Below are 26,223 nucleotides of genomic sequence, written 5' to 3'. Positions count from 1 at the left end.
GTACGGTCTCAAAGCGGCTCGTCGCGCACCGCAGTTCAGCAAGCGTTAATCAGTTGGATTTTTACAATCGAAATGTTCAAAAACCCTGGAAAATCAATGTTTTCCGGGGTTTTTCTTGTGGTGCGCCTAGCGGCGCACGTTTCCAACAGGTGCAAGTCCTGAATCCGCCCGGTAGTGGGAAGGGTGCAGCCAATGGCAAGGGCGTCACTGTGAAGTGGGGTCTGAAGGAAGCCGGAGGCAAAGTTGTCGTGCGTGGTGTGGAAGGGGAGGTAAAATCTCCCCTATCCGATTGCTCCGGTCTGACCTGCTCTGACTCACTTTGATACGGCTTAACCCAACAGCCAGTCGGACAGGTTTTTGACCTGGATGCCGTTGTATTTTCCTACAGTGAGTCGATCTCCGGTCAAAACGATTTTCTCGTAGTTGTCCCGGATATTTGTCAATGGCTTCAGCTCACGGTCGAAGGTGTCTTGCGCAGTCATATCTGCTGTAACCTGAAAATAGGTATAGGTTCCCTGCTTTTCTGCAACAAAGTCTACTTCTGTATTACCAACCTTTCCAATCATAACACGGTAGCCCCGACGCAGAATTTCAAAATAAGTAATGTTCTCCAGCGAAAATCCTAAATCGTATTGACTGCGCGGCAGGATATGGTTCCGTAAGCCAAGATCTACAATATACAACTTTCGATTCGCTTTCAGAAGCTGTTTTCCCACGATATCAAAACGCTCTGCCGGATAGAAGATAAAGGATTCTGTGAGAGCCTCAACATAATCGCTCACCGTGTTAGGTGAAACTTTTCGTCCGTTTGAGGTCAGATAGTCGGTAATGCTTCGGATGGAGACCGGATTTCCGGCCACACTGGCCAGATATTTGGCAAGGGTCTTCAGCAGGAGAATATCCGTGATTTTTCTTTTATCCGGATCGGTTTCTTTCGCGCCTGACGATCTTCGATGTCCTTTACGATTACTGTATTGTAGATACCCTCTAAATAGGTGTCTACCTTTTCCGGGGTTCGGTTCATAACGGCAATATAAGGAAGGCCTCCGTCACGCATATATTCCGAAATCGGAACATAAAAGGAAGCTAGAAGGGCGGAGTTCCGAAATGAGAATATTCGGAATTTTTTGCAAAAAAATCTTTGATAAATCCTTGACAAACAACGGGAAAATGGGTATACTGTTAGACGAAAGCAAAAGAACTGCTTGAATATCATAAAGTAGAGTAGATCTTATACGTAAAGTGTCATCGGATGGGGAGACTTCCGGTGAACGAAGGTTTTACCGCGTTATATGATCGCTTCCGCTACTGCGTAAAAACATGAGATTCTGATGGGCCGGTCAGGATATTCTTGGTTTGCGCAGCATTTTTTTGCCCAAAATCAGCAGAAGATAACAGGAGGAAAAATCATTATGGGATTCAAATCAGACATTGAAATTGCACAGGAGACAGTGATGCAGCCGATTACCGAGATTGCGGCAAAAGCGGGCATTGATGAGAAATATCTGGAGCAGTATGGCAAATATAAAGCAAAGATCGACTACAACCTGTTAAAGGAAACGGACGCCGAGAACGGCAAGCTGATCCTTGTAACGGCGATCAACCCGACACCGGCAGGCGAAGGAAAGACCACGACCTCCGTAGGTCTGGCAGACGGTCTCGCAAAGATCGGCAAGAAGGTTATGGTAGCGCTGCGTGAGCCGTCCCTCGGACCGGTATTCGGTGTAAAGGGCGGAGCTGCAGGCGGCGGATACGCACAGGTAGTCCCGATGGAGGACATCAACCTTCACTTTACAGGTGACTTCCACGCGATCGGCGCGGCAAACAACCTGCTGGCAGCGATGATCGACAACCACATCTTCCAGGGCAACGCGCTGAACATCGACCCGCGCAAGATCACCTGGAGACGCTGCGTGGACATGAACGACCGTCAGCTTAGAAACGTGGTAGACGGTCTTGGCGGAAAGACAAACGGTATGCCGAGAGAGGACGGCTACGATATCACGGTAGCATCCGAGATCATGGCAGTGCTCTGCCTGGCAAGCGATATCACCGACCTCAAGAAGAGACTTGCGAGGATCATCGTAGGCTATACATACGGAAAAGCTTCCGAGCAGAAGCCGGTAACGGCAGGCGACCTGCACGCAGAGGGTGCAATGACCGCACTTCTGAAAGATGCGCTGAAGCCGAACCTGGTTCAGACACTGGAGCACACACCGGCGATCGTACACGGCGGCCCGTTCGCAAACATCGCACACGGCTGCAACTCCGTAACCGCAACCAAGCTGGCATTAAAGCTTGCTGACTACACGGTAACAGAGGCTGGCTTCGGCGCAGACCTCGGAGCCGAGAAATTCCTGGACATCAAGTGCCGTATGGCAGGACTGAAGCCGAACGCAGTTGTCATCGTTGCAACGGTACGCGCGCTGAAATACAACGGCGGTGTGGCAAAGGCTGACCTCAACAATGAAAATCTGGAGGCGCTGGAGAAAGGTCTTCCGAACCTGCTGAAGCATGTGAGCAACATTACAAACGTTTACAAGCTTCCGTGCGTGGTAGCAATCAACGCATTCCCGACGGATACAAAGGCAGAGCTTGACCTGGTAGAGGCAAAATGCAAGGAGCTTGGCGTAAACGTTGTCCTTTCCGAGGTATGGGCAAAAGGCGGCGAGGGCGGCATCGCGCTTGCAGAAGAGGTCGTGAAGCTTTGCGAACAGCCGAATGATTTCACCTTTGCATATGAGCTTGACGGAACAATCGAGGATAAGCTGAACGCGATCGTGCAGAAAATCTACGGCGGAAGCAAGGTAGTTCTGACCGCAAATGCGCAGAAGCAGGCGAAGGAGCTGACCGCGCTCGGTTACGAGCACTGCCCGATCTGCATGGCAAAGACACAGTACAGCTTAACCGACGACCAGACGAAGCTTGGCGCACCGACCGGCTTTGAGGTAACGGTACGCAACCTGAAGATCTCCGCAGGCGCAGGCTTCATCGTAGCGCTTACCGGTGAGATCATGACCATGCCGGGTCTGCCGAAGGTACCGGCTGCAGAGCGTATCGACGTAGACGAGAACGGAAAGATTTCCGGTCTGTTCTAAATGATTTAGATATATCCGCGCAGGAGCGCATCCTGTGCGGATTCTTAATGCGGGAGGTACATAGTATGTTTCAGGATGAGTATAAAGCGGCGTCCAACACGGCGCTCGCAAAATGGAACCTTTTGAAGAAAAATCCGGTGGGGTATGTCATTGCCTCCTTTATGGCGGGAATGTATATTGCATTCGGCAGCATCCTTATGGGCTTTGTCGGCGGATGTATGACCGGTCAGCCGGCGCAGAAGCTGGTGTGCGGCATTATTTTCTCGGTGGGACTCTGCTTCGTGACTATGGCGGGCGCAGAGCTGTTTACCGGAAATAACTTCATTATGACGGTCGGCGGGCTGAAAAAGACGGTATCCTGGTCGCAGGTGATAAAGGTATGGGTGGTTTGCTATCTTGGCAACCTTGTTGGCTCCGTCGTATCAGCGGGCATCTTTACCATGACGGGGATTCCGGGAAGCGGCGACGTCGGTGCATTCTTCCAGAACGCGGCGGTGGCAAAGGCAAGCGGCACGCCAATGAATCTGCTTGCAAAAGCGATTCTCTGTAATATCCTGGTATGTATCGCGATCTGGTGCGGAACCAAAATGAAATCAGAGGGCGCGAAAATGGCGATGAATTTCTGCTGCGTGGGAACCTTTGTTACCTGCGGTTTCGAGCACAGCGTTGCCAATATGACCTTCCTCTCCATCGGTATGATGAATGGAGCAGCGATCGGTCTTGGCGGTTTCCTCTACAATCTTGCAATCGTTACGCTTGGAAATATGATCGGCGGCATCGTATTTGTGGCGCTTCCGTATTATTTCATCTCGAAGGAGTAAGCGGACGGAGCACTTTTCGGGGCGAAAAGCGTGCCGGGAGAGACAACTTCCTGCAAGATATGGGGAAAATATATAAAAATTACAAAAATATATCATAGATATTGCGGATGTTGCAAAAAAGTATCTCAATCTTTAAATAAAGGTTGAGATATTTTTTTGTCTGTGTTATACTGAAAAAGTATTTGGGAGTTATTGGGAGGTATTATGAAGAAAATCAGATTTATTTTCATGATGGCATGTCTGCTTTTTACGCTTGGACTTGGGACAACTGCTCCTAGCATGAAGGCGGAGGCGGCGAAGCTTACAAACGTTATGAAAGCGCCGAAGGCAAAGGCCGGAAAGTGGGTAATCTCGGCGCGCGGATACCGTTACCGCTACAAAAATGGTAAGTATGCGAAGAGCTCCTGGCTGAACATCAAGGGAGAAATCTACTACTTCATGTCAAACGGTTACCTCAAGACAGGGATCGGACGCTATAACGGAAAGCGTTATTTTTTCAGGAATGACGGCACGCTTGCCACTGGCTGGCAGAAGGTAGACAACAAGAAATACTATTTTTCACCGAAGACCGGAGCGGCGGCTACTGGAAAAGTGAAGATTGCTTCAAAATACTATTATTTCTCCTCGGTCGGTGTCATGCAGACCGGCTGGAAGAAAATCGGAAAATATTACTATTACTTCCAGTCCAACGGAACCATGGCGGTCAACAAGACCATCGGAAAATATTATGTCAATGCAAACGGTGTAAGGACGACTGCGGTTGCCGGCGCTACGAGCGACAAGACGCAGGCGAATGCCGGTAAGGGGACGACCGCAAAGACCGGAAAGGTAGATATCTTTGTGGGCGATTCCAGAACGGTTGGTCTGGGAAGCGCTGTTGGCATCAGCAGCAAGTGTATTGCCAAGGTGGGAGAGGGCTACGATTGGTTCTTGAGCACCGGAGAGGCTGCGCTGAAGAAAAAACTGAAAGCAAACCCGACGGCGACGGTAGTGTTTAATCTGGGCATTAACGATGTGGCGAATTATAATCTGTATATTACGCGCTACAAAAAGCTGATGCAGAGCTATCCGAAGGCAAAGTTTTATTTTATGTCGATCAACCCGATTGATAAAAAATATGATTGGGGATGGTTCACCTGCTCAGAGCTGCAGTCCTGGATCAAGAAATTCAACACTGCGCTGAAGAAAGCGTTCCCGAACCAGTACATAGACTGCAATACCTACCTCACCAAAAACAAGTTCGCAACGGTGGACGGGCTTCATTATACGGCAGCCACTTACAAAAAAATATACAATTATATTCTGACACAGGTTTAAAAAAGAAAACTGCAGTGCAGTGTGGGATTCACGCGGCTCTGCAGTTTTTTGCCCGTGTTGACAGGGGACAGTTTCTGCCCTATAATGAACGAAGGAAAGTGTGGCTTTGCCAAAGAGGGGGCAATATGAGAAAAACGCCTGTTTTATATATTATAGTTCCGTGCTACAACGAGGAAACGGTGCTGCCGCTCACGGCGCCGGCGTTTCTGGAAAAGATTTGCGCGCTGGCAGAAAAGGGCATGATCAGCGATGCGAGCCGGACCCTGTTTGTGGACGACGGAAGCCGGGATAATACCTGGAAGATTATCTGCGATCTGGCGAAAAAGGACGCACGCTATATGGGCATTTCGCAGAGCAGAAACCGCGGCCATCAGAATGCCGTGCTTGCGGGGCTGATGGAAGCGCGCAGCCGCTGCGACATCACGATCTCCATCGACTGTGACGGGCAGGATGATATTAACGCCATGGATGAGATGGTGGCAAAGTATCTGGAAGGGTTTGAGGTGGTGTACGGAGTGCGCAGCAGGCGCGACACAGATACCCTTTTTAAAAAATACACGGCGCAGCTGTTTTATCGTCTGCTCAACTGGATGGGTGCGGAGGTGGTCTATAATCACGCCGATTATCGTCTGATCTCCAGTCTTGTCCTGGACGAGCTGGCCGAGTTTAAAGAGGTAAATATTTTTCTGCGCGGACTGGTACCGCTGGTGGGCTTTAAGAGCACGGAGGTTTATTACGAGCGCAGCGAGCGGCTGGCCGGAGAGAGCCATTATCCGTTGTCAAAGATGCTCTCGCTGGCGATGGACGGCATTACCAGCCTGAGCGTAAAACCAATTCGCCTGATCTCTACGATGGGCTTTGCGGTTTCTGCTCTTAGTTTTTTAATGATCGTATGGATCGTGGCGCAGTTTTTCGCCGGAAAAACCGTGCAGGGCTGGGCGAGCACCTGTGCGATTGTCTGCTTTGTGTGCGGTATCCAGCTTATCTGCATCGGAGTGATCGGGGAATATATCGGAAAAATCTATCTGGAGACCAAGGCAAGGCCGCGCTATATTATCAGCGACCGGACATATGAGACGGAAGAAAAGGAAGAGGATAAGGAATAACTGGCGTTGGGAGAAATGATGAAAAAAATAACAGAATGGATACAGAGGCATTGTGAGAAGGCATGGTTTTGTGTGTGCGCAAACATATGCCTTCTTGCGGTGCTTTTACTGCTTTTTTCGCCGGCATATGAGACGAACGACGATATGGGACTCTGCGCTATCGTGAACGGCGTGAAGGGGACGTATGATGCGCATATGATTTATGTGAATTATCTGATCGGTCTGCTGCTCACGCGTCTTTATCGGGTCACAGACGCTGTTTCGTGGTATGCACTGCTGCAGTATGCCGCTCTGCTTTGCGCTTTCTCGGCGGTGACGTATGTGGAACTTCGCCGTTTTCGGAAGCAGCCGTCCGGCTGGATCTTTGTCGCGGTACTGCTTTTGTTTGCCTATGAGGGTTATATCCGGCTGCAGTATACAAAGACGGCCGGTATCGTGTCCGCGGCAGGGATGATTTTGCTGCTGGACGCCGTGACAGGGGAAAGAATAAGGAAGCACAGCGCCGTCTGCGGGATTGTGCTTGCAGGCTTTGGTGCAATGTATCGCCTGCCGCAGTTTTTTGCGGAAGCGTTTCTGATGCTGGGGATCGTGATTTATGAGCTGATAAATTTGCGGCAGCTCGCGCCGGGCGCGGCAAAAAAGCGTCTTGGAAGATACGCCGGGGCGGCGGCAGCACTTCTTGGCGTGGTGGCGGTGCTCTGCGGGGCGGATCGTCTGGCGTACCGCTCGGAGGAATGGCAGAGGTACGAGGAGTACAATGCGGCGCGGACGGAGCTTTTCGACTATGGCTTCCCGGACTATGAGAAAAACAGAGAGACATATGAGGAGCTGGAGATTGATGAGAACGCTTATCGGCTTATCCGCGGCTGGAATCATATGGATACCGAAAAATTTTCCGTGGAGATCATGGAGGAGCTGATCGCAAAAAAAACGCCCGTGAAATTGGATCTGCGTTTTGTGAAGGGATTTATAAAGAAGGTTCTGCTGAAGCTTTACACGGTTCCAGGTTTCTGGTGCTTCCTGCTGGCGCTGCTTGTCTGGCTGCTCGCTGTCCGGCACAGAAGGCGGGACATAGCCGCGATCCTTGGAGAATTTTTTGCAGTTGGTCTGCTGTACTGTTTTTTGTATTATCAGGGACGGTACCTGCGCAACCGCGTGGATGTGGGAATCTGGATGGCGGCGACGATGACGGTTCTGTGGATCCTGGCACCGGGCGGTGCATTCCCGCGGGGAAAAATTATGCGTGTATGCGTAAACGCGGTGGGTCCGGCGCTGTGTATCCTTCTTACACTTGCCGCGCACGGCATGTGGGAGAAGCGGCTGCGGATCAATACCGCCGAGGAGCGGCAGAAGCAGGGCGTCTGCCGGGAGGTTCTGGAATACATCGCGTCAGACGGGGAACACCTGTACCTCACAAAATCAGGCGCCGTTTCCCTGGCAAAGAGCTACGGCGTTTTCGACAGCATTCCGGCGGGTCTCATGGAGAATACGCTGGCTCTTGGCGGCTGGCCGGCAAACACGCCGGGGTATGTAGAAAAGATGCGGGAGTATGGGATCACGAACCCGTTCCGGGATATGATCGGCAATGAACAGATCTATCTTGTGGACGACGACGTGGAGGAGACATTGGCGTATCTGCGCACCTATTACGACGCGGATGTGCAGGCGGTGCTGGAGGCGGAGCCGGGAAATGCAAAAATCTATCGGATCGGGTGAGCTGTCGGGATAGAAAAATTACAAAAAAATTTTGAAAAAAATTTGAAAAAAATTTGAAAAAAAATTTGAAAAAAATTTGAAAAAAGCAGTTGACATTTCAAAAAAAGTATTGTATATTAATATGCGTGCGAACGAAACAGCACATCATAAGAAAAATGCAGGAGTGGCGGAATTGGCAGACGCGCAGGCTTCAGGTGCCTGTGGTCGTTAAGACCGTGTGGGTTCAAGTCCCATCTCCTGCACTTTTTTTGTTTTCAAAAAGTTCAGAATTGATTAATATAAAAAATAATGATATACTAAAGTTTAAATTGGGTTAAGGAACCTTTTCCCGGAAATTTTATATATTGAGTGGAGGAAGACAAATGAAAAAGAGCGTAGAGGAATATATCAGAAGCATACCGGATTTTCCGGAACCGGGCATCATTTTCCGCGATATCACAAGCGTGTTGCAGGATGCAGACGGTCTGCAGGCGGCGATCGACGCGATGCAGGCGCTGATTGATCCGGACGAGGTGGATGTGATCGCGGGCACAGAGTCCAGAGGATTCTTGTTTGGCGCGCCGATCGCTTACAATCTGCACAAGCCGTTTGTGCTGATCCGCAAAAAAGGAAAGCTCCCCTGCGCGACGATTTCAAAAAAATACGACCTGGAATACGGCACGGCGGAGATCGAGATTCACAGGGACGCCGTTGCTCCGGGGCAGCGTGTAGTGATCATTGACGATCTGCTTGCTACCGGCGGTACCTTGGCGGCGTGCAACGCGCTGATCGAGGAGCTGGGAGGCGTTGTTGCGAAGAATGTTTTCCTTATCGAGCTTGCCGGTCTGAACGGGCGCGAGAAGCTTAAAGGCTACGACGTGGAATCCGTGGTGCGCTACGAAGGAAAGTAAGAGTAACAGAAATATCCCATAAGTGAGTGGTGGTTAAATGGACGTAAGGGAAAAAACAACAATGGATGAAAGCAAAAAACTGGCGGAGATCAAGCGTGTGGAGGCTCCGGTAAAAAGCATGGAGGATTTTACCGATCCCAATGCGCTTTATAATGAGCTGATCAAAAGCATCAAAAAATATCATCCGTCCGCAGACACTTCCATGGTTGAGAAGGCATACAAAATAGCGAGCGAAGCCCACAAAGATCAAAAACGCAAATCAGGAGAGCCGTATATTATCCACCCGCTCTGTGTGGCGATTATCCTTGCCGATCTGGAGATGGATAAGGAGACGATCACGGCAGGACTGCTGCATGACGTTGTGGAGGATACGGTTATGACCTCGGAGGAAATCCGCGAGGAGTTTGGCGAGGATGTCGAACAGCTTGTGGATGGCGTCACAAAGCTCGGACAGCTCAATTATTCGGCGGACAAGATCGAGGTGCAGGCGGAAAATCTGCGCAAGATGTTTCTCGCGATGGCGAAGGATATCCGCGTTATACTGATCAAGCTGGCGGACCGACTGCATAATATGCGTACCTTAAAATACATGAGCCCGGAGAAGCAGAAGGAAAAAGCGCGCGAGACGATGGATATTTACGCGCCGATCGCGCAGCGTCTCGGTATTTCCAAGATCAAGGTGGAGCTGGACGATCTTTCCCTGAAATATCTGCAGCCGGATGTTTACTACGATCTGGTGGAAAAGATCGCTCTGCGCAAGACGGAGCGCGAAAAATTTGTGCAGGGCATTGTGGATGAGGTGAAAAAGCACATTGAGGATGCCGGTATCAGGGCGCAGATAGACGGCCGCGTGAAGCACTTTTTCAGTATCTATAAAAAGATGGTCAATCAGGATAAGACGATCGATCAGATCTACGATCTGTTTGCGGTGCGTATTATCGTGGATACGGTAAAGGATTGCTATGCGGCGCTCGGAGTCATCCACGAGATGTACACGCCGATCCCGGGCAGATTCAAGGATTACATTGCGATGCCGAAGCCAAATATGTATCAGTCGCTTCACACGACGCTGATCGGGCCGAACGGTACGCCGTTTGAGATCCAGATCCGCACCTTTGAGATGCATAAGACGGCGGAATATGGTATCGCTGCGCACTGGAAATATAAGGAGCAGTCTGACGGCAAGAAGTCGGGCGGCAATCAGGAAGAGGAGAAGATGACGTGGTTGCGCCGGATCCTGGAGTGGCAGCGGGATATGTCGGATAATCACGAATTTCTCAATCTCTTAAAGAGTGATCTGGACCTGTTTGCGGAAAATGTGTACTGCTTTACTCCGGCGGGGGATGTGAAAAATCTTCCGGCCGGATCCACGCCGATCGACTTTGCCTACAATGTGCACAGTGCGGTCGGAAACAAGATGGTGGGCGCGCGCGTCAACGGAAAGCTGGTAAACATTGATTATGTGATCCAGAACGGCGACCGCGTTGAGATTATCACCTCGCAGAATTCCAGAGGACCGAGCCGCGACTGGCTGAAGATCGTCAAGAGTACACAGGCGAAAAACAAGATCAACCAGTGGTTCAAACAGGAGCTGAAGGAAGACAATATCATCAAGGGTAAGGAAATGATGAGCGCCTACTGCAAGGCGAAGGGGATCGTGCTGAGCGAGCTCACAAAACCGGAGTTTATGCAGGCGGTTATGATCAAATATGGATTCCGCGACTGGGATTCCGTGATGGCAGCCATCGGGCACGGCGGCCTGAAGGAGGGGCAGGTTGTCAACCGCCTTCAGGAGGAGAGAAAGAAAAAGCAGCAGAAGGAGCTGACGGATGCCCAGGTCCTGGAGACGATCGAGGGTGCTTCCGCAGGCGGAAATGCCCGTGACCGGCAGAACAGGCACGGCAGCAAAAACGGCATTGTCGTAAAGGGAATCGATGATGTTGCAGTGCGCTTTGCAAAGTGCTGCAGCCCGGTACCGGGGGATGAGATCGTCGGCTTTGTGACGAGAGGGCGCGGCGTGACGATCCACCGCACAGACTGTGTGAATATGATCCATCTTCCGACGGAAGAGCGCGTGCGTCTGATCGAGGCGGAATGGCAGGCGAATCCCAGCGATGTATCCGGAAGGTTTCTGGCGGAAATTAAGATATTCGGCAACAACCGCACCGGGCTTCTGGTGGATATCTCGAAGATATTTACTGAGCGGAAGATCGACGTATTAAGCGTTAATTCCCGCACGAGCAAGCAGGGAACGGCGACGATCGCCATGGCATTTGAGGTGGAGAGCAGGGCAGAACTGGAATCCCTGATCGGAAAGATCCGACAGGTGGAGAGCGTTCTGGATATTGCCCGCACGACTGGTTAGGAGGCAGACGATGAAAAAACTGCGGCTGGAACAAAAAGTGATCGGCATGGTATCGACCAATGTCTACCTTGCCATTAATGACGAGATAAAAGAAGCGTTTCTGGTAGATCCGGCGGACAGCCCGGAGCTTCTTGAGGACTGGATCAAAAAAAACGGGGTAGCCTTAAAGGCGATCCTGCTCACGCACGGACATTTCGATCACATTGGCGCGGTCATGAAGCTGAAAGCGGACCTGCAGGTGCCGGTGTATGCGATGCAGGCTGAGAAAAGCGTGCTGGAGGATCCGCTTCTGAACGCTTCCGGCAGGTACGGCAGGCCATTTTCTGTGAAGGGGGACCGTTTCCTTTCGGATGGCGCGACCTTTACCGTGGCCGGCTTTGATATCAACGTATATCATACGCCGGGGCATACGAAGGGCGGTGCCTGCTACTACCTCCCGGAGGAAAAGGTGCTGTTTTCCGGGGATACGGTTTTCTGTGAGAGCATCGGGCGCGCGGATCTGCCGACCGGCAATGGTGCGGAGCTGGTGCGCTCCGTGCAGAAAATCCTGGAAGCGCTTCCGGAGGATACCGCGATCTATCCGGGGCATGATGAGGCGACCAGCGTGGCACACGAGAGGAGATACAATCCGTTCTTATGATTACGGTACAACTCAATAAAAGGGATTTTGAATACGATATCCATTCTCTGATAAGGGCATTTTATCCGGGAGTGGATGTTCCTCTGTATCTGGAAGGGGAGGAGGAGCCGCAGGGCTTCGAGAAAAAGCTGGAGGTTTGCTACAGTGAGGCGCTTATCCGCCTTATCTGGCGGGACGCAGACGGCAAAGAGCTGGCGCGCAGGGAGTGCGCGGTGGATTTTTATGCAGACCGGAAGCAAACAAAAAACGCGCTGAAAGCAGCGCTCTATGAGCTGCTCTCGGAATATACGGGGCAGAAGCTGCCCTGGGGAAATCTGACCGGCATCCGCCCGACAAAGATCCCGATGGGGCTTCTGGAGCAGGGATGGAAGAACACGGAAATTGCCGATTATATGCGGAAAACATATTATACCAGCAACGAAAAGACGGCGCTTGCGATTTCCATTGCAAACCGGGAGCGTGCCATTTTAAAGGACATTGACTATCAGAACGGCTACAGCCTGTATGTGGGGATCCCGTTCTGTCCGAGCATCTGTCTGTACTGCTCCTTCAGTTCCAGCCCGCTTTCCGTCTGGAAAAGCCGCGTGGACGATTATCTGGACGCGCTTTGCAGGGAAATTGAGCAGACAGCGCATATCTGGCGGGAGAAACAGCTGGATACCGTCTATATCGGCGGCGGAACGCCGACCACGCTGGAGCCGTATCAGCTTGAGCGATTGCTTGATAAGCTGGAGGAATGCTTTGAGCTTGCGCACGTAAAGGAATTTACCGTTGAGGCGGGACGGCCGGATTCCATCACGGCAAAGAAGCTGCAGGTGCTAAAGGACCATCCCGTCACGCGCATTTCCATTAATCCGCAGACGATGAACGACCGCACGCTGGAGATCATCGGCAGACGGCATACCGTACAGCAGACGACGGAAGCGTTTGCTCTGGCGCGGCGGATCGGGTTTGATAATATTAACATGGATCTGATCGTCGGGCTGCCTGGCGAGGGTTATGCGGAGGTGGAGCACACCATGCGGCAGGTGACGGCACTGGCGCCGGATTCCATCACCGTACATTCGCTTGCGCTGAAGCGGGCGACGCGGCTCAATCTTTTTAAGGATCAGTACGCACCGATGAGCTTTGTGAACAATCAGGAGATCATGGATATGACGGCGCGCTATGCGGCCCAGGCGGGGCAGTTCCCGTATTACCTGTACCGCCAGAAAAATATGGCGGGAAATTTTGAAAACGTTGGCTATGCGCGGGAGGGCGCGGCAGGAATATACAACATTCTGATCATGGAAGAGAAGCAGAGCATCCTGGCGCTCGGCGCCGGCGCTTCCACAAAGCTTGTGGACGGCGAGCGGATCGAGCGCGTCGAGAATGTCAAGGATATCCGCAGCTATATCGAGCGCATCGACGAGATGATCGATCGCAAGATAAAAGCATTATGATAAAGAAATGAGCGAAGAAATATGGAAGCAAAAAAGTATCATATTATCCAGACTGACCTGCAAAAGGAGATCGCACATGGGATCCGTGTGAGCAACCTTGCTTACCGGGTGGGAAGGCAGCTAAAGCTGCCGGAGGATATCTGCTATCAGCTTGCGGTTGCCGGGCTTGTTCATGATATCGGCAAGCTTGAGATCATGAAATATATGTATTCGAGGAAGGAGGGCGCGCCTCTCCATGTGGAGGAGCTGCGCTATGTGCGGACGCATCCGGCGCTCGGCTACGCGATCCTAAATGAAGAGGGATATTCTTCGGAAATTACGCAGTGGGTTCTGTACCATCATGAGAATTATGACGGAAGCGGTTATCCGTCGAATAAATCCGGGGAGGAAATCCCCCTGGGCGCGCGGATCCTGCGCGTCTGCGACGTCTATACAGCGCTGACGACGACCCGCTCCTACCGGGAGGCTTTTGACAGCGAGACGGCGGTGCACCTGATGATAGATGAAGTGAAGAATTTTGATATGAAAGTGTTTCTGGCATTTCAGGAAGTGATCCATGAGGAGGAGCTGCCAGAGGAAGAGGGAGGAAGCGACAGATGAGCTTAAAAAAGAAGCCGGTTACCGGCATGAAGGATATTACTCCGCGGGAGATGGAGATCCGCGACTATGTGATCGGCCTGATCAAAGAAACTTACGGGAAATTCGGATTTTCTTCGATTGAGACGCCGTGCGTGGAGCATATTGAGAATCTGAGCAGCAAGCAGGGCGGTGAGAACGAGAAGCTGATCTTTAAGATCTTAAAGCGCGGCGAGAAGCTGAAGCTGGAGACGGCGCAGTGCGAGGCGGATCTGGTGGACGGCGGTCTGCGGTACGATCTGACGGTGCCGCTTTCCCGCTATTATTCCAACAATGCGAACGAGCTTCCGGCACCGTTTAAGGCGCTTCAGATGGGCAATGTGTGGCGTGCGGACCGTCCGCAGAGAGGCAGATACCGCCAGTTCATGCAGTGTGACATCGATATCCTCGGCGAGCCGTCCATCCTGGCGGAGATCGAGCTGATCCTTGCCACCTCGACGCTGGTCGGAAAGCTTGATTTTGAAAACTTCACCATTCGCATCAACGACCGCCGGATCTTAAAGGCTATGGCAGCGTACAGCGGATTCGCGCCGGAGAGCTATGATACGGTATTTATCATTCTGGACAAGATGGATAAGATCGGTCTGGAGGGCGTTGCGGAGGAGCTGAAAAAAGAGGGCTTCCCGGAGGAGGCTGTGCAGAAATATCTGGGACTTTTTGAGAAGGTGACGGGCGACCTTGCGGGCGTGCGTTTCCTGCGCGAAACGCTTGCAGGCGTGCTGGAGGATGCGGTTGCTTCGGATCTTGAGACGATCATCGAGAGCGTGGAAGCAGTAAAGACCGCGAAATTCAATATCGTGTTTGATCCTACGCTGGTACGCGGCATGTCATACTACACCGGTCCGATCTTTGAGATCAGCATCGACGGCTTCGGCGGTTCGGTGGGCGGCGGCGGACGCTATGACGAGATGATCGGGCGCTTCACCGGCAATCAGACCCCGGCGTGCGGCTTTTCCATCGGATTTGAGCGCATCGTTATGCTGCTTCTGGAAAAAGACTTCCAGATTCCCGGAAAGGCGGAGAAAACCGCTTTCCTGATCGAAAAGGGAATGCCGAAAGAGAAGCTTCTCGATGTGTTCCGCGAGGCGGAAAAGCGCCGCGCGGAGGGCGGAAGCGTCAGCATGAACATGATGAAGAAAAATAAGAAATTTCAGAAGGAGCAGCTTGCTTCGGAAGGGTATACAGAGATCGTGGAGTTCTTTAAGTAAGAAAAAAGGCTTCCCGCCGGGGCGGGAAGTCTTTTTTCTATAGTGCGCCTGGCGGCGCACGTTTCCAACAGGTGCAAGTCCTGAATCCGCCCGGTAGTGGGAAGGATATAGCCGAAGGCAAGGGTGTCCATCGAGAGGTGGAATCTGAAGGAAGCTGGATGTGGGGAACATACTAACCCACGGGCAAATCTCTGGTCTGACGAACAGAAATCACATATGAGGTTATGCATGAGGGTAAGGCTGCTATGCAAGTCGAAGCCCAATAACTACACGGAATCATGCATGATAAATGTGGCAGATGGATGGAGAGAAGGAAACGTGTGGTACCCGGGGAGGTCTGTGTGATACGCTCCGAAAAGAGTAACCAACACTGAAAAGTGTTGCTGAACACACAGAAGTCAGCAGAGGTCATAGTAGCCGGGAGGCGAAGGACCGAATCAGTAGGAGTCTTAAGTATGACCGGGAAAGGAGGAATGACCGCCCATGACAGAAAACACAAACAGTGGCTGTTCGCAAAGAGATAGTGCGGAACATGAAGGGTATGCGAAAGCGTCAAGGTCGTTCAAGCGGATATGGAAAGAAAGAGACAGTGCACAGCCGAAGCTCTTGGAAATGATTCTGTACAAAGATAATCTTAACAGAGCGTACAAAAGAGTGAAAGCAAACAAAGGGGCGGCAGGCATTGATGGAATGAGCATCGAAGAAGCCCTGCCATATCTAAAGGAACATCAACAGGAGTTAATTAACCGAATACTTAGAGGAAAATATACTCCATCACCAGTGAGAAGGGTTGAGATTCCAAAATCAGACGGTGGTGTGCGAAAGCTTGGCATACCAACAGTGATAGACCGAACAATCCAACAGGCAATAACGCAGAAGTTAGTGCCAATCTATGAACCATTGTTTGCAGAAAACAGTTTTGGATACCGTCCGAACAGGAGCGCAAAGGATGCAATCATAAAGATTAAGGAGTATGCGGAACAAGGCTACACATTTGCGGTAGCCCTTGATTTGTCAAAGTATTTTGATACCTTAAATCACGAGATTCTCATAAATCTGCTGAGACGGAATGTAAAGGATGAACGTGTAGTGCAGCTGATTAAGCGTTGTCTGAAAAGCGGTGTAATGGAAAACGGAGTGGTCATAGAAACAGAAGAAGGCTCGCCGCAAGGCGGAAATCTGTCGCCATTGCTTGCGAATATCTACCTCAATGAGTTCGACCAAGAATTCATAAAGAGAGGTGTTCCGTGCATCAGATACGCAGATGATATCGTGCTTCTCGCAAAGAGTAAGCGTGCATCAGAGCGGTTGCTGGAAAGTAGTACGAAATATCTTGAGGAAAAGCTGAAATTAACAGTAAACCGAGAGAAAAGCCGTATGGTCAGCGTGTTTGCAATCCGAAATTTTAAGTTCCTTGGCTTTGCATTGGGAAGGAACGGAAGTGGAATTTATGTCCGAGTTCATCCAAAGTCATGGAAAAAGTTTAAGTCAAAACTGAAAGACCTATCTTCCCGTAGGTCGGTACAGAGTATCAAACCAAGCCTTGAGAAAATCAAAGTGTATGCAAGAGGTTGGCTGAACTATTACGGAATAGCAAGCATGAAGAACAACATAGATGACATCAATGGATGGCTCTATCACAGGATACGAATGTGTATATGGAAACAATGGAAAAAGCCGAAAACAAAGGTGCGAAACCTAATAAAGATGGGAGTACCAGAAGATTTGGCGAGGAAGGCGGGAAACAGCCGCCGGGGCTATTGGTTCACAACACATACAGTAGCCGTAAATATGGCAATGACAAAAGAAAGACTGATAAGCAGTGGCTTTTATGATTTAGCCACAGCCTATCAGTCTGTGCACGTCAACTATTGAATGCGCCGGATACGTGAACCGTATGTCCGGTGCTGTGAGAGGACGGGAGCTAATCACTCCCTCCTACTCGATTAGAAGCAATCTGTAAATGGTTCCATGACTAGGGTTCATCTTCGATGTTTTCTGCAGCCGTGCTTTCCGTTTCTGCCGTTTCGTCCGCATCCTCCGCAGCATACAGGTTCTCCAGCGCAACGTCCATCCCTCCGAGCAGGGCGTCGGAGAAGGTTTCGTTCAGATACGCCTCCCAGGTGTAACCGTTGTTGACGAGCATGATGGTGATGGTGCTTTCTGTGCTCTGCGTGTTGGCTTCCAGGGCGGCGAGCAGGTATTCGGCCGATTTCTGATAGATTTCCGCATCCGTTGCGCGGATGGACTCCGTAGTCTGCGCATATTCCAGCAGGGAGCTGCGGCACTGACTGATGATCTCCGGCAGATCAAGGCTGGTGATCGTGACAGAGGCGGAGGCAGTGTCGTTGTCCTCGGTGACGGATTCAATATGATAACTGAAAAACTGTGCGATCTGTTCCGCCACGATCTCATCCATCTGCGGGGCGAGAGAACTTCCGGTACTGAATACATCATCCAGCTTCAGATAATTTTTCCATTCCTCCGCGGAAAAATCTGCGAACGGTTCCAGCGTACATTCCAGAACCTCCGTGGGAGAGAGCAGATAGGGATCGCGAAGATAGGAAACCAGTCCCCCGGCCAGGGCATCCTCCAGCTCAGTGCTTTCCTGGATGAGCCAGACGCCGTTTGTGTTTGAGAGATGGACCGTGGCAGAGGTCGTAACGAGCGGATAGGTATTGTTTTCCAGACATTCCTTCATCAGGGCGAAGGAGGAGGCAAGGCCCTCTGGCTGGCTGCTGCCCTCCTGCGTGACAGAATCTTTGATCATCGCGCGGCACAGATCCTTTGCGAGCTGTCGGGCGTCAAGATTTGTGATATCCAGATCTACCGTTGCCGTAGTCTTGTCGTCGCTGACGGAGGACGAGCGGATCTTGTAGGTGAAATTTTTGAAAAACAGCTTTACGGCTTCCGTCGTTTCCTCACCGATTTCCAGCGGTGCTGAATGGGAAAGGCGGATGTCTTCATAGGAGACGAAGGATTTTATAGTGGATTCATCCAGCTTTTTGATCAGATCCATCTCCTGTCGTACCGCCTTTTCAGGGGCTGCATATCCGCATCCTGTCAAAATCAGCGCTGCTGCGGGCAGCAGCCACAAAAGCAAGCTTTTTCTGTTCATATATTCTCCTTAATAGTTTTTGGAAACTTATATTGAAGTTTGTTGAACTTATTTTATATGAAAAGTGCAGAATTGTCAAATTTTTCCGGAAAAAGAGAACATCTGTTTCTGAAGATTTTGTGAACTTCGATTTTCGTAGTGCATTTGCAGTGGAAATATGATAAGATACGAAGTTAGAAAGGGGAGTCACGGCAAAATGAAGAGGAAGAAAATATGGATCATATTATTAATCATAATTCTGGCGGCTGGCGCGGGTACGGCAGTCTGGTACTTTAAATTCCGGGACGCGGGGCAGTCTGTTGATTCCGAAAATACAGTATTTGTTGATTCTGTAGGGATGATCACCGGCATTTCAAGCACCGGGCGCAGCAGCCGTTTTTCGGGCGTGGTGGAGGCGCAGCGGACGGTCGGCGTGGAGGTGGCAAGCGGTCTGAAGGTGAAGGACACTTTTGTCACTGTCGGGCAGGAGGTCAACGTGGGGACGAAGCTTTTCTCCTACGACACGGATGAGGCGCAGGACAGTATCACGCAGCTTGAGATCGACATTGAAAACTACGAGATCGAGATCGAGTCCACAAATGCCACGATCGCGCAGTATGAAAAAGAGCGCGCGCAGGTGTCGGACAGTGAGAAGCGCGCGTACACGACCTCGATCCTTACAGCGCAGAACTCTATCCGGCGTGCGGAGTACAATATCAAGAGCAAGCAGGCGGAGCTGGAGAGTCTGAAAAAGCAGATCGCAAATTCGGTAGTTACCAGCGAGCTGCAGGGCGTGGTAAAAACAATCAATAAAAATAATTCCGGCAGCAGTGACGGCAGCAGCGATGTGAGCGGAATGAGCGGGATGGACGGCAGTTCGGATGAAAACGCAAACGCGTACATTACGATCATGGCGACCGGCGAATACCGCATCAAAGGGCTGATCAATGAGCAGAACATGGCGGAGCTGCAGGTGGGCAGCGAGGTCATTGCGCATTCCCGTGTAGATGAATCTCTCACCTGGAAGGGGACGGTGGAGTCGATCGATACAGACAGCGCACAGACCAACCAAAGCAATGTTTACTATTATGGAAGCAGCGACAGCTCCATGTCGAATTCCAGCTCCTATCCGTTTTATGTGGATCTGGAGGATTCTTCCGGTCTGATGCTCGGACAGCATGTATACGTGGAGCCGGATAACGGACAGACGGAAGAGCGCAGCGGTATGTGGCTGGATGCCTATTATCTGCTGACGGATGAAGAGGGTCAGGTAACGCCTTATGTATGGGCGGCAGACGATAAGGACCGCCTGGAAAAACGCGAGGTCACGCTCGGTGATTTCGACGAAGATCTCGGACAGTATGAGATCCTTGACGGACTGACGGCGGATGATTATATCACGATTCCGTATGAGGGGCTGCAGGAGGGGCAGAGCGTCATACGAAATGTTGAGCAGGATACCGGCATGATGGGTGGCAGTTACGATTACAGCGGCGATGAAGGCTATGATATGGGTGTACTTGACGACGGCTACGACGATCTGTCTGGCATGGATGTGATCGATGATGGTTACGACGAAGGCGTAATCCTGGACGGCGGCGATGCCGGAGCGATCATAGAAGAGGAGCCGTAGAGATTTTTTGCGCCCGCTTCCGGGCGGGAAAAGGAGCTGCGGCGCTTCAATAAAAGAGGGGAAACATATGATTTTACAGTTGGACAATATCTACAAAGATTATATTACCGGAAAGATGGTCGTGCCGGTCCTGAAAGATGTCACGCTTCATGTGGAAGAGGGCGAATACGTGGCGATCATGGGACCTTCCGGTTCCGGGAAATCTACGCTGATGAACATTATCGGATGCCTGGACGAACCGACGAAGGGCACCTTCCTTTTGAATGGAAAGAATATTCTTGGATTGTCGGATAATGAGATCGCGGAAGAGCGGCTTCACAATATTGGATTCGTATTCCAGACCTTCCAGCTCCTGCCGCGTCAGACGGCGCTGGACAATGTGGCGCTGCCGCTTGTGTATGCCGGCATCTCCAAAAAAGAGCGGAAGAGGCGGGCAGCACAGGCGCTGGAGAAAGTCGGGCTTGGCGACCGTATGGACTTTTTGCCGACGCAGCTGTCCGGCGGACAAAAGCAGAGGGTGGCGATCGCGCGCGCAATGGTCAACAATCCGAAGATCCTTCTGGCGGACGAGCCGACCGGTGCGCTGGATTCTAAATCAAGTATCCAGGTAATGGAGCTGTTTCACAGGCTCAATGAGGAGGGCGTGACGGTAGTCATGATCACACATGATTCCGGGGTTGCGCAGCACGCAAAGCGGATCGTTTATATTTTCGACGGGGAGCTTTCGGAAAAACGGGGGTAAACAGGGATGAAGAAGACGAAAAAAAGGATCAGAAATGTGATCATTCTGCTGCTGGTGCTTGCGGTGCTGGGGGGAGGAGTCACAGTCGGCGTTCGTTATTTCCTGAAGAACAGCGGACAGAGCGTCGAGGTATATCCGGTATCGCAGCTCAACGGGGCGGACTGGATCAATTACTCTAACGACAGCGTGTACGGCACAGTAGTTTCTGATGTCAGCCAGCAGGTATATGTTCCAGAGGATAAGGTGATCAAGGACGTCTATGTAACGCAGGGCGATGAGGTGAAGATCGGGGACAAGCTTCTGAGCTATGATACAACGCTGCTGGAGCTGGATCTTGAACTGCAGGAGCTGACAGTGCAGGAGATCGAGCTGGAGATAGAATCTGCCGAGGCGGATCTGAAAAAGCTGAGAAATACGACGCCGGTGGAAAAGTCGGCGGATGAAGAGAATGAGCTTCTCGGACCGGATGTGTCGCTGCCGGGCGGTCTGGATATTGGCGATGATGAAGAGGCGCGGATGATCCCGGCGGAGAATATGCTTCTTGCAAGTGCAGATACTGCGCAGGGAAGCGTGGATGCGCAGCAGGTGGAAGTGACTGCGCAGCCGGAAACGACTGCGCAGACAGAAAATGCCGTACAGCCGGAAGCAACTGTGCAGTCAGAGGACGCCGCACAGCCGGAAACAACTGTGCAGTCAGAAAATGCCGCACAGACGGAGGATATGGCACAAACGGAAACGACCGCGCAGCCGGAGAACAGTGCGCAGACGGAGGGAGCCGCGGGGAATTCTGATGAGGAGCAGCTGATTACGGAGGCGGGCGACTATATGAATATCAACGATGCATTGTCCGGCGGTGCTGCAGGCGGCATGTCTTCGGACACTGACGCGGAAAAAGACGAAGGATCTGAAACGGAGCGGCCGAAACTTAACCAGAGTCTGGAAAAGCTTCTTTCACATGTCCGTATCATGGAGCCGGGAGAGGAAGGAGAAAAGCTGCTCGCAGACACCCGCGATGAGGGCGATACCCCTGTCAATGCTCAGCTTTCGCAGGACACTGTAAAGCTGGTTCCGCATTTCAAAGAAACGGCGGAAACACATTTTGAGCGTCTGAACACTTATACCATGGCGATCAGGGGGATTACGCTGAAGGAAGATAAAAGCGGCGTCCTGTACGGCACGGCAAATATAGACGGGAATGATTATCCGGAAATCGGCGGTTATACCTTGATCCGGGATGAGGAGATGCCGGATGTTGCACATCTGACGATCGCCTTTGACGACAGGCTGAACGATCAGCATGAGATCGCGCCGGAACTGGCGGATATGTATGCGCAGATCAGTTTGTCCGCGGAGGAAATTACCGGGGATGTCCTGGTCTTCCGCACGGCGAAAGAGGATACGGATATCAGGATCACGGTCAGCAGACCGGCGGAGGAGACAGAAACAGAGGAAGCTTCCGAAACGGATATCCCGGAGCAGCCGACAGAGGAAATCTCTGAGGAGGAAACTGCGGAACCGATGACAGAGGGAACATCCGAAACGGGTATCACAGAGCCGGAGACGGAAAGCCTGTCAGAGACAGAAACGGAAACTGAGACAGAAACGGAATCGGATGCGGTTCCGCAGAATGTGGTGTTTGACGTCACCTGGTATCATGGCACGAATAATGAGGCGAAGTGGCCGCATTCTCTGGATATCAATTTTTATGAGAAGACGGACGAGGCGCAGGAAAACAGCGTCTGGTACCAGCGGGTATCCGGCAGCATGGAGCCGGAGGAAGAGCCGGATACGGAAGATGCGGTAGGCGACGAGGAACCGGCCGAAGACACGGAGCTGCTGCCGGAGGATGAAACGAACGGCGAAGATGACGGATCGGGCGTTGTGCAGGAAGAAGAAACCGATCATAACAGCTACAGCAGCGTGCATTGGGTGACGGAGCCGCTTGCGTGGAACGCGGCACTGAATCCGCAGGAATACGGAATGGTGGTCAGACCGAAGGATTCGCTGAACTATATTCCGCGCGTTGCGTGGGGGAGGACCGATGAGAACGGTACCAAGACCTGCGTCATCACCATGACTTATCTGGAGCCGGACGATTCGCCGCTCGCAAAGCTGGAGCCGCTGGAAGAGCTGGATTTCTGGACGGGCGAGGACGGACTTTATTATAAGGGCAGCGGGACAAAGGACGATCCATATGTGTTCTTCTGTATTGACGGTGCGCGGATCGAGAGTTCCTTTGTCAATTGGGTGCTCGGTTTTAACGAGGACGGCACGGAACGCCTGCGCAACGCAGACGGCACGGAGCGCACGGGCTATTTTGTGAGATTGGAGATCCGCGAGTCGGATACGATTACCGGAGCGTTCATCAAGAGCATCGGGCTGGACGGCACGATTCGAATGGAGTACGGCTATGGCCCGGGTACCTACTGGATTTTCTCAAGCGATACGGGCATTGTGCGCTACGAGGAGGAAGTTCCCGAGGATGATCCGGGATTTGATCCGGGCTGGGACGACCCGGGTTGGATAGACACGGGCGATACCTATACGGCCGAGGAGCTGGCAGCCGCTATCGCGGAGAAGGAGCGTGAGATCCGCAAGCTGGGAGTGAGCAAGCGTGAGGCGGAATTAAAGCTGAAGGATTACCAGAAGGATATGGATGAATCGACAGTCGTAAGCTCGGTGGACGGTTATGTGAAGTCGATCGGGGAAGGGGTAAATGACTCGGATGCTTACATGGTTGTGGCGAGCGAGGGCGGGCTTTATCTGCGAACCACAGTCAGCGAGGTGAACCTGGATAATGTGGAAAGGGGAGATATCCTGGAGGGAAGCTCCTGGGAGACGATGAGCCAGTTTACTGCGACGATTACGGAGATTTCGTATTTTCCGGATACGTCTTCCGACAGCTATGCCTATTATGGAAGCAGCAATCCAAACTCCTCCAGCTATCCGGTGCTTGCACGGATCGAGGACGGGAGCGGCGTATCCGTTTCCGAGATGGTGGAAGTAAAATACCAGAGTAAGGACAGCGATAAGAGTGAAATTTATCTGTCGTCTCCATATATCCGATCAGAGAATGGGCAGAGCTATGTGTATAAGGTGGGAGAGGACGGGCTGCTGAAAAAGCAGTACGTGCATACCGGCGTTACCAGCAACGGATACGTGGAGATTAAGAGCGGACTTTCGACAGAGGATTCTGTCGCATTCCCTTATGGAAAGAATGTTAAGGACGGCGCAAAGGTGAAGAGCGAGGATGAGGATTCGTTCTCAGGCTATGGCGTAGGCTAAGGATGGGAGGAAACAGACAATGTTGGAAAATATAAGACTTTCCTTTCAGGGAATCTGGTCGCATAAGATGCGTTCGTTTTTGACGATGCTTGGTATTATCATTGGTATTGCTTCTATTATATCAATTGTTTCCACGATCCAGGGAACCAACGAACAGCTGATGCAGAACGTGATCGGGGCGGGAAACAACGCCGTGTCAATTCCTTTAAGCAGAAGCTCGGATTATGAGATGAGCTTCGACTATGAGAGCGTGCCCTACGGCGTCCCGGTGATCGGAGAGGATACAAGAGAAAAGCTTTTAGAGGTGGAGGGTGTGGAGGACGCTACCTTCTACACCAGCCGCTCCTATGCGGATGGTATTTATCATCAGAATACCGCGCTGCAGGGGGCGAGGGTATACGGCATAGATATGCATTATTTTAATGTAAACGGTTATATCGTGCGTACCGGGCGCGGATTTGTAGAGGACGACTATACGGAATTCCGCAAGGTTGTGATTCTTGACCAGACGGCGGCAAGCTCCCTGTTCCAGGAGGAAAATGCAGTTGGAAAGACTATTGAGATCAACAGCGAGCCGTTTACCGTGATCGGAGTTGCGCAGGTGGCGTCGCAGTTTGAACCGGTGATCAACAGTATGGATGATTACTATACGTATATGGGCTACGACAGCTCTTCGGGTACGGTATTTATGCCGTCGAGCGCATGGTGCATCGCATATCAGTACGATGAGCCGCAGCATGTTGCAGTAAAGGCATCGTCTGTGGAGGCGATGACGACGGTTGGCAAGCCGTGCGCGGAAATCCTGAACGCAAATCTGTATACGAACGATACCGATCTGAAGTATCGGGCGAAGAACACGCTGGAGACGGTGGAACAGCAGCAGCAGATCAATGAATCGACAAATCAGCAGCTGATCTGGATCGCCAGCATTTCCCTTCTGGTGGGTGGTATCGGCGTTATGAACATCATGCTGGTGTCCGTGACGGAGCGTACCAGCGAGATCGGTCTGAAAAAGGCGATCGGCGCGAAAAAGCGCATGATCCTGATGCAGTTCCTGACAGAGGCTGCCGTACTGACCAGCATGGGCGGAGTTTTAGGAGTGGTAGCCGGCATCGGCATGGCGCAGGCAATCTCCAGGATGGCGGACGTGCCGGTGGCGATCAACATCCCGGCAACCATTATTGCGGTACTGTTCTCGATGGTGATCGGTCTGATCTTCGGGTTCATGCCTTCTATCAAGGCGGCAAACCTCAATCCGATCGATGCATTACGGCATGAATGACACAGTAACACATTTTTTCATCGGAAAGGGTTTATATAACACATTTTTTTCATCGAAAAGGGCTTGCATACATTGTTTTTATATGGTACTATAAAAAGGTCGCAAAAAATCACGCATCCCTATTCCAAGGGTGGTGCCCGCAGGGTTTCCGAGGAAGCACGGGGTGCGGAAGAAAAACCAAAAGGAGACAGACAAATGAGTGTAATTTCAATGAAACAGTTACTTGAAGCAGGTGTTCATTTCGGACATCAGACCAGAAGATGGAATCCTAAGATGGCTCCGTACATCTACACAGAGAGAAACGGCATCTACATCATCGATCTTCAGAAATCCGTAGGCATGGTAGACGATGCTTACAATGCAGTCGGCGATATCGTGGCAAACGGCGGTACGATCCTGTTTGTCGGCACCAAGAAGCAGGCGCAGGACGCAGTTAAGACTGAGGCGGAAAGATGCGGCATGTTCTATGTGAATGAGAGATGGCTCGGCGGTATGCTGACCAACTTCAAGACCATCCAGAGCCGTGTGGCACGTCTGAAACAGATCGAGACGATGGAAGCAGATGGCACCTTTGATGTTCTGCCGAAGAAGGAAGTTATCGCTCTGAGAAAAGAGATGGAGAAGCTTAACAAGAACCTTGGCGGCATCAAGGAAATGAAGAAGATCCCGGATGCTATCTTCGTTGTTGACCCGAAGAAGGAAAGAATCTGCGTTCAGGAAGCACATACACTGGGTATTCCGTTAATCGGTATCTGTGATACAAACTGTGATCCGGAAGAGCTGGACTACGTAATCCCGGGTAACGACGATGCGATCCGTGCCGTAAAACTGATCGTTTCCAAGATGGCGGACGCTGTTATCGAGGCAAATCAGGGCGCAGAGCAGGACGTTGTATTTGAAGGCGAAGACTACGCAGAAGAAGCTGCAGCAGAGACGGAGGAATAA

At 51.4% G+C, this 26,223-nt stretch carries 19 protein-coding genes, 1 tRNA gene and 1 riboswitch; of the genes, 18 read left to right on the top strand and 2 right to left on the bottom strand.

Annotated elements, in window-relative coordinates; genetic code table 11:
• Positions 1-329: 329 nt before the first annotated feature.
• Positions 330-860 (bottom strand): ATP-binding protein, encoded by a 531-nt coding sequence (locus ACLU9Q_RS09235; RefSeq protein ID WP_296841175.1) that lies wholly within the window; start codon positions 858-860, stop codon positions 330-332.
• A 358-nt stretch (positions 861-1,218) separates the two neighbouring features.
• Positions 1,219-1,310: riboswitch (THF riboswitch) on the top strand.
• Between the two features lie 102 nt (positions 1,311-1,412).
• On the opposite strand from ACLU9Q_RS09235, the gene ACLU9Q_RS09230 reads away from it, so the two are divergent.
• From ACLU9Q_RS09230 to ltrA, 13 genes are all read left to right on the top strand, one after another.
• Positions 1,413-3,098: a formate--tetrahydrofolate ligase gene (locus tag ACLU9Q_RS09230; RefSeq protein ID WP_308593791.1), complete on the top strand. Its 1,686-nt coding sequence runs from the start codon at positions 1,413-1,415 to the stop codon at positions 3,096-3,098.
• A gap of 65 nt (positions 3,099-3,163) precedes the next feature.
• Positions 3,164-3,919, top strand: coding sequence for a formate/nitrite transporter family protein (locus ACLU9Q_RS09225; protein ID WP_296841074.1), 756 nt, complete (start codon positions 3,164-3,166; stop codon positions 3,917-3,919).
• 204 nt (positions 3,920-4,123) lie between these two features.
• Positions 4,124-5,236, top strand: coding sequence for a hypothetical protein (locus ACLU9Q_RS09220; protein ID WP_296841088.1), 1,113 nt, complete (start codon positions 4,124-4,126; stop codon positions 5,234-5,236).
• Between the two features lie 125 nt (positions 5,237-5,361).
• A complete protein-coding gene (locus ACLU9Q_RS09215; RefSeq protein WP_412625076.1) occupies positions 5,362-6,342 on the top strand; it encodes a glycosyltransferase family 2 protein in 981 nt (326 codons plus the stop codon).
• Positions 6,343-6,360: 18 nt separating this feature from the next.
• Positions 6,361-8,058 carry a hypothetical protein gene (locus ACLU9Q_RS09210; protein WP_296906753.1) on the top strand — a complete coding sequence of 566 codons (1,698 nt, stop codon included), beginning with the start codon at positions 6,361-6,363 and terminating at the stop codon, positions 8,056-8,058.
• Between the two features lie 157 nt (positions 8,059-8,215).
• Positions 8,216-8,300: transfer RNA gene (locus ACLU9Q_RS09205), tRNA-Leu, on the top strand.
• A gap of 120 nt (positions 8,301-8,420) precedes the next feature.
• Complete coding sequence (locus ACLU9Q_RS09200; RefSeq protein ID WP_296840709.1) at positions 8,421-8,948, top strand: adenine phosphoribosyltransferase; 528 nt, start codon at positions 8,421-8,423, stop codon at positions 8,946-8,948.
• A 61-nt stretch (positions 8,949-9,009) separates the two neighbouring features.
• On the top strand, positions 9,010-11,313 hold the full coding sequence (locus ACLU9Q_RS09195) for a bifunctional (p)ppGpp synthetase/guanosine-3',5'-bis(diphosphate) 3'-pyrophosphohydrolase (protein WP_330490603.1): 2,304 nt from the start codon (positions 9,010-9,012) through the stop codon (positions 11,311-11,313).
• Between the two features lie 10 nt (positions 11,314-11,323).
• Positions 11,324-11,953, top strand: a complete 630-nt coding sequence (locus ACLU9Q_RS09190) for an MBL fold metallo-hydrolase (protein ID WP_296840715.1) — start codon at positions 11,324-11,326, stop codon at positions 11,951-11,953.
• Positions 11,950-13,395: a coproporphyrinogen dehydrogenase HemZ gene (gene hemZ / locus ACLU9Q_RS09185; RefSeq protein ID WP_296840718.1), complete on the top strand. Its 1,446-nt coding sequence runs from the start codon at positions 11,950-11,952 to the stop codon at positions 13,393-13,395. The genes ACLU9Q_RS09190 and hemZ overlap by 4 nt, the downstream gene beginning before the upstream one ends.
• Before the next feature lie 21 nt (positions 13,396-13,416).
• The gene (locus tag ACLU9Q_RS09180; protein WP_296906750.1) at positions 13,417-13,995 is read left to right on the top strand and encodes an HD-GYP domain-containing protein; all 579 of its coding nucleotides are present in this window, start codon (positions 13,417-13,419) and stop codon (positions 13,993-13,995) included.
• Positions 13,992-15,239 (top strand): histidine--tRNA ligase, encoded by a 1,248-nt coding sequence (gene hisS, locus ACLU9Q_RS09175; protein ID WP_296839689.1) that lies wholly within the window; start codon positions 13,992-13,994, stop codon positions 15,237-15,239. Before ACLU9Q_RS09180 ends, hisS begins: the two co-directional genes overlap by 4 nt.
• Before the next feature lie 483 nt (positions 15,240-15,722).
• On the top strand, positions 15,723-17,114 hold the full coding sequence (gene ltrA / locus ACLU9Q_RS09170) for a group II intron reverse transcriptase/maturase (RefSeq protein ID WP_412624637.1): 1,392 nt from the start codon (positions 15,723-15,725) through the stop codon (positions 17,112-17,114).
• A 100-nt stretch (positions 17,115-17,214) separates the two neighbouring features.
• On the opposite strand, the gene ACLU9Q_RS09165 is transcribed toward ltrA, so the two are convergent.
• Positions 17,215-18,357, bottom strand: a complete 1,143-nt coding sequence (locus ACLU9Q_RS09165) for a hypothetical protein (RefSeq protein WP_296839690.1) — start codon at positions 18,355-18,357, stop codon at positions 17,215-17,217.
• Positions 18,358-18,553: 196 nt separating this feature from the next.
• On the opposite strand from ACLU9Q_RS09165, the gene ACLU9Q_RS09160 reads away from it, so the two are divergent.
• The 5 genes from ACLU9Q_RS09160 to rpsB all read left to right on the top strand — a co-directional run bounded on the left by ACLU9Q_RS09160 (position 18,554) and on the right by rpsB (position 26,223).
• Positions 18,554-19,969 carry an efflux RND transporter periplasmic adaptor subunit gene (locus ACLU9Q_RS09160; RefSeq protein ID WP_296839693.1) on the top strand — a complete coding sequence of 472 codons (1,416 nt, stop codon included), beginning with the start codon at positions 18,554-18,556 and terminating at the stop codon, positions 19,967-19,969.
• A gap of 67 nt (positions 19,970-20,036) precedes the next feature.
• Positions 20,037-20,711 carry an ABC transporter ATP-binding protein gene (locus ACLU9Q_RS09155; RefSeq protein WP_296839700.1) on the top strand — a complete coding sequence of 225 codons (675 nt, stop codon included), beginning with the start codon at positions 20,037-20,039 and terminating at the stop codon, positions 20,709-20,711.
• 6 nt (positions 20,712-20,717) lie between these two features.
• Complete coding sequence (locus ACLU9Q_RS09150) at positions 20,718-23,996, top strand: efflux RND transporter periplasmic adaptor subunit (RefSeq protein ID WP_296839710.1); 3,279 nt, start codon at positions 20,718-20,720, stop codon at positions 23,994-23,996.
• A gap of 19 nt (positions 23,997-24,015) precedes the next feature.
• Positions 24,016-25,278, top strand: a complete 1,263-nt coding sequence (locus tag ACLU9Q_RS09145; protein WP_296839713.1) for an ABC transporter permease — start codon at positions 24,016-24,018, stop codon at positions 25,276-25,278.
• Positions 25,279-25,473: 195 nt separating this feature from the next.
• Complete coding sequence (rpsB, locus tag ACLU9Q_RS09140; protein WP_296906744.1) at positions 25,474-26,223, top strand: 30S ribosomal protein S2; 750 nt, start codon at positions 25,474-25,476, stop codon at positions 26,221-26,223.

Source organism: Marvinbryantia sp., assembly GCF_047017445.1.
GTDB lineage: Bacteria > Bacillota > Clostridia > Lachnospirales > Lachnospiraceae > Marvinbryantia.
The sequence above is the reverse complement of the archived record's forward strand: the minus strand, read 5'-3'. Positions and strand labels throughout refer to the sequence as shown.

Coding starts and splice junctions, on each gene's coding strand:
- hemZ (WP_296840718.1), top strand. CDS start 11,950: ATGATTACGGTACAACTCAATAAAAGGGATTTTGAATACGATATCCAT.
- rpsB (WP_296906744.1), top strand. CDS start 25,474: ATGAGTGTAATTTCAATGAAACAGTTACTTGAAGCAGGTGTTCATTTC.
- ACLU9Q_RS09210 (WP_296906753.1), top strand. CDS start 6,361: ATGAAAAAAATAACAGAATGGATACAGAGGCATTGTGAGAAGGCATGG.
- ACLU9Q_RS09165 (WP_296839690.1), bottom strand. CDS start 18,357: ATGAACAGAAAAAGCTTGCTTTTGTGGCTGCTGCCCGCAGCAGCGCTG.
- ACLU9Q_RS09225 (WP_296841074.1), top strand. CDS start 3,164: ATGTTTCAGGATGAGTATAAAGCGGCGTCCAACACGGCGCTCGCAAAA.
- ACLU9Q_RS09145 (WP_296839713.1), top strand. CDS start 24,016: ATGTTGGAAAATATAAGACTTTCCTTTCAGGGAATCTGGTCGCATAAG.
- ACLU9Q_RS09180 (WP_296906750.1), top strand. CDS start 13,417: ATGGAAGCAAAAAAGTATCATATTATCCAGACTGACCTGCAAAAGGAG.
- ACLU9Q_RS09160 (WP_296839693.1), top strand. CDS start 18,554: ATGAAGAGGAAGAAAATATGGATCATATTATTAATCATAATTCTGGCG.
- hisS (WP_296839689.1), top strand. CDS start 13,992: ATGAGCTTAAAAAAGAAGCCGGTTACCGGCATGAAGGATATTACTCCG.
- ACLU9Q_RS09220 (WP_296841088.1), top strand. CDS start 4,124: ATGAAGAAAATCAGATTTATTTTCATGATGGCATGTCTGCTTTTTACG.
- ACLU9Q_RS09190 (WP_296840715.1), top strand. CDS start 11,324: ATGAAAAAACTGCGGCTGGAACAAAAAGTGATCGGCATGGTATCGACC.
- ACLU9Q_RS09195 (WP_330490603.1), top strand. CDS start 9,010: ATGGATGAAAGCAAAAAACTGGCGGAGATCAAGCGTGTGGAGGCTCCG.
- ACLU9Q_RS09200 (WP_296840709.1), top strand. CDS start 8,421: ATGAAAAAGAGCGTAGAGGAATATATCAGAAGCATACCGGATTTTCCG.
- ACLU9Q_RS09150 (WP_296839710.1), top strand. CDS start 20,718: ATGAAGAAGACGAAAAAAAGGATCAGAAATGTGATCATTCTGCTGCTG.
- ACLU9Q_RS09215 (WP_412625076.1), top strand. CDS start 5,362: ATGAGAAAAACGCCTGTTTTATATATTATAGTTCCGTGCTACAACGAG.
- ACLU9Q_RS09155 (WP_296839700.1), top strand. CDS start 20,037: ATGATTTTACAGTTGGACAATATCTACAAAGATTATATTACCGGAAAG.
- ltrA (WP_412624637.1), top strand. CDS start 15,723: ATGACAGAAAACACAAACAGTGGCTGTTCGCAAAGAGATAGTGCGGAA.
- ACLU9Q_RS09230 (WP_308593791.1), top strand. CDS start 1,413: ATGGGATTCAAATCAGACATTGAAATTGCACAGGAGACAGTGATGCAG.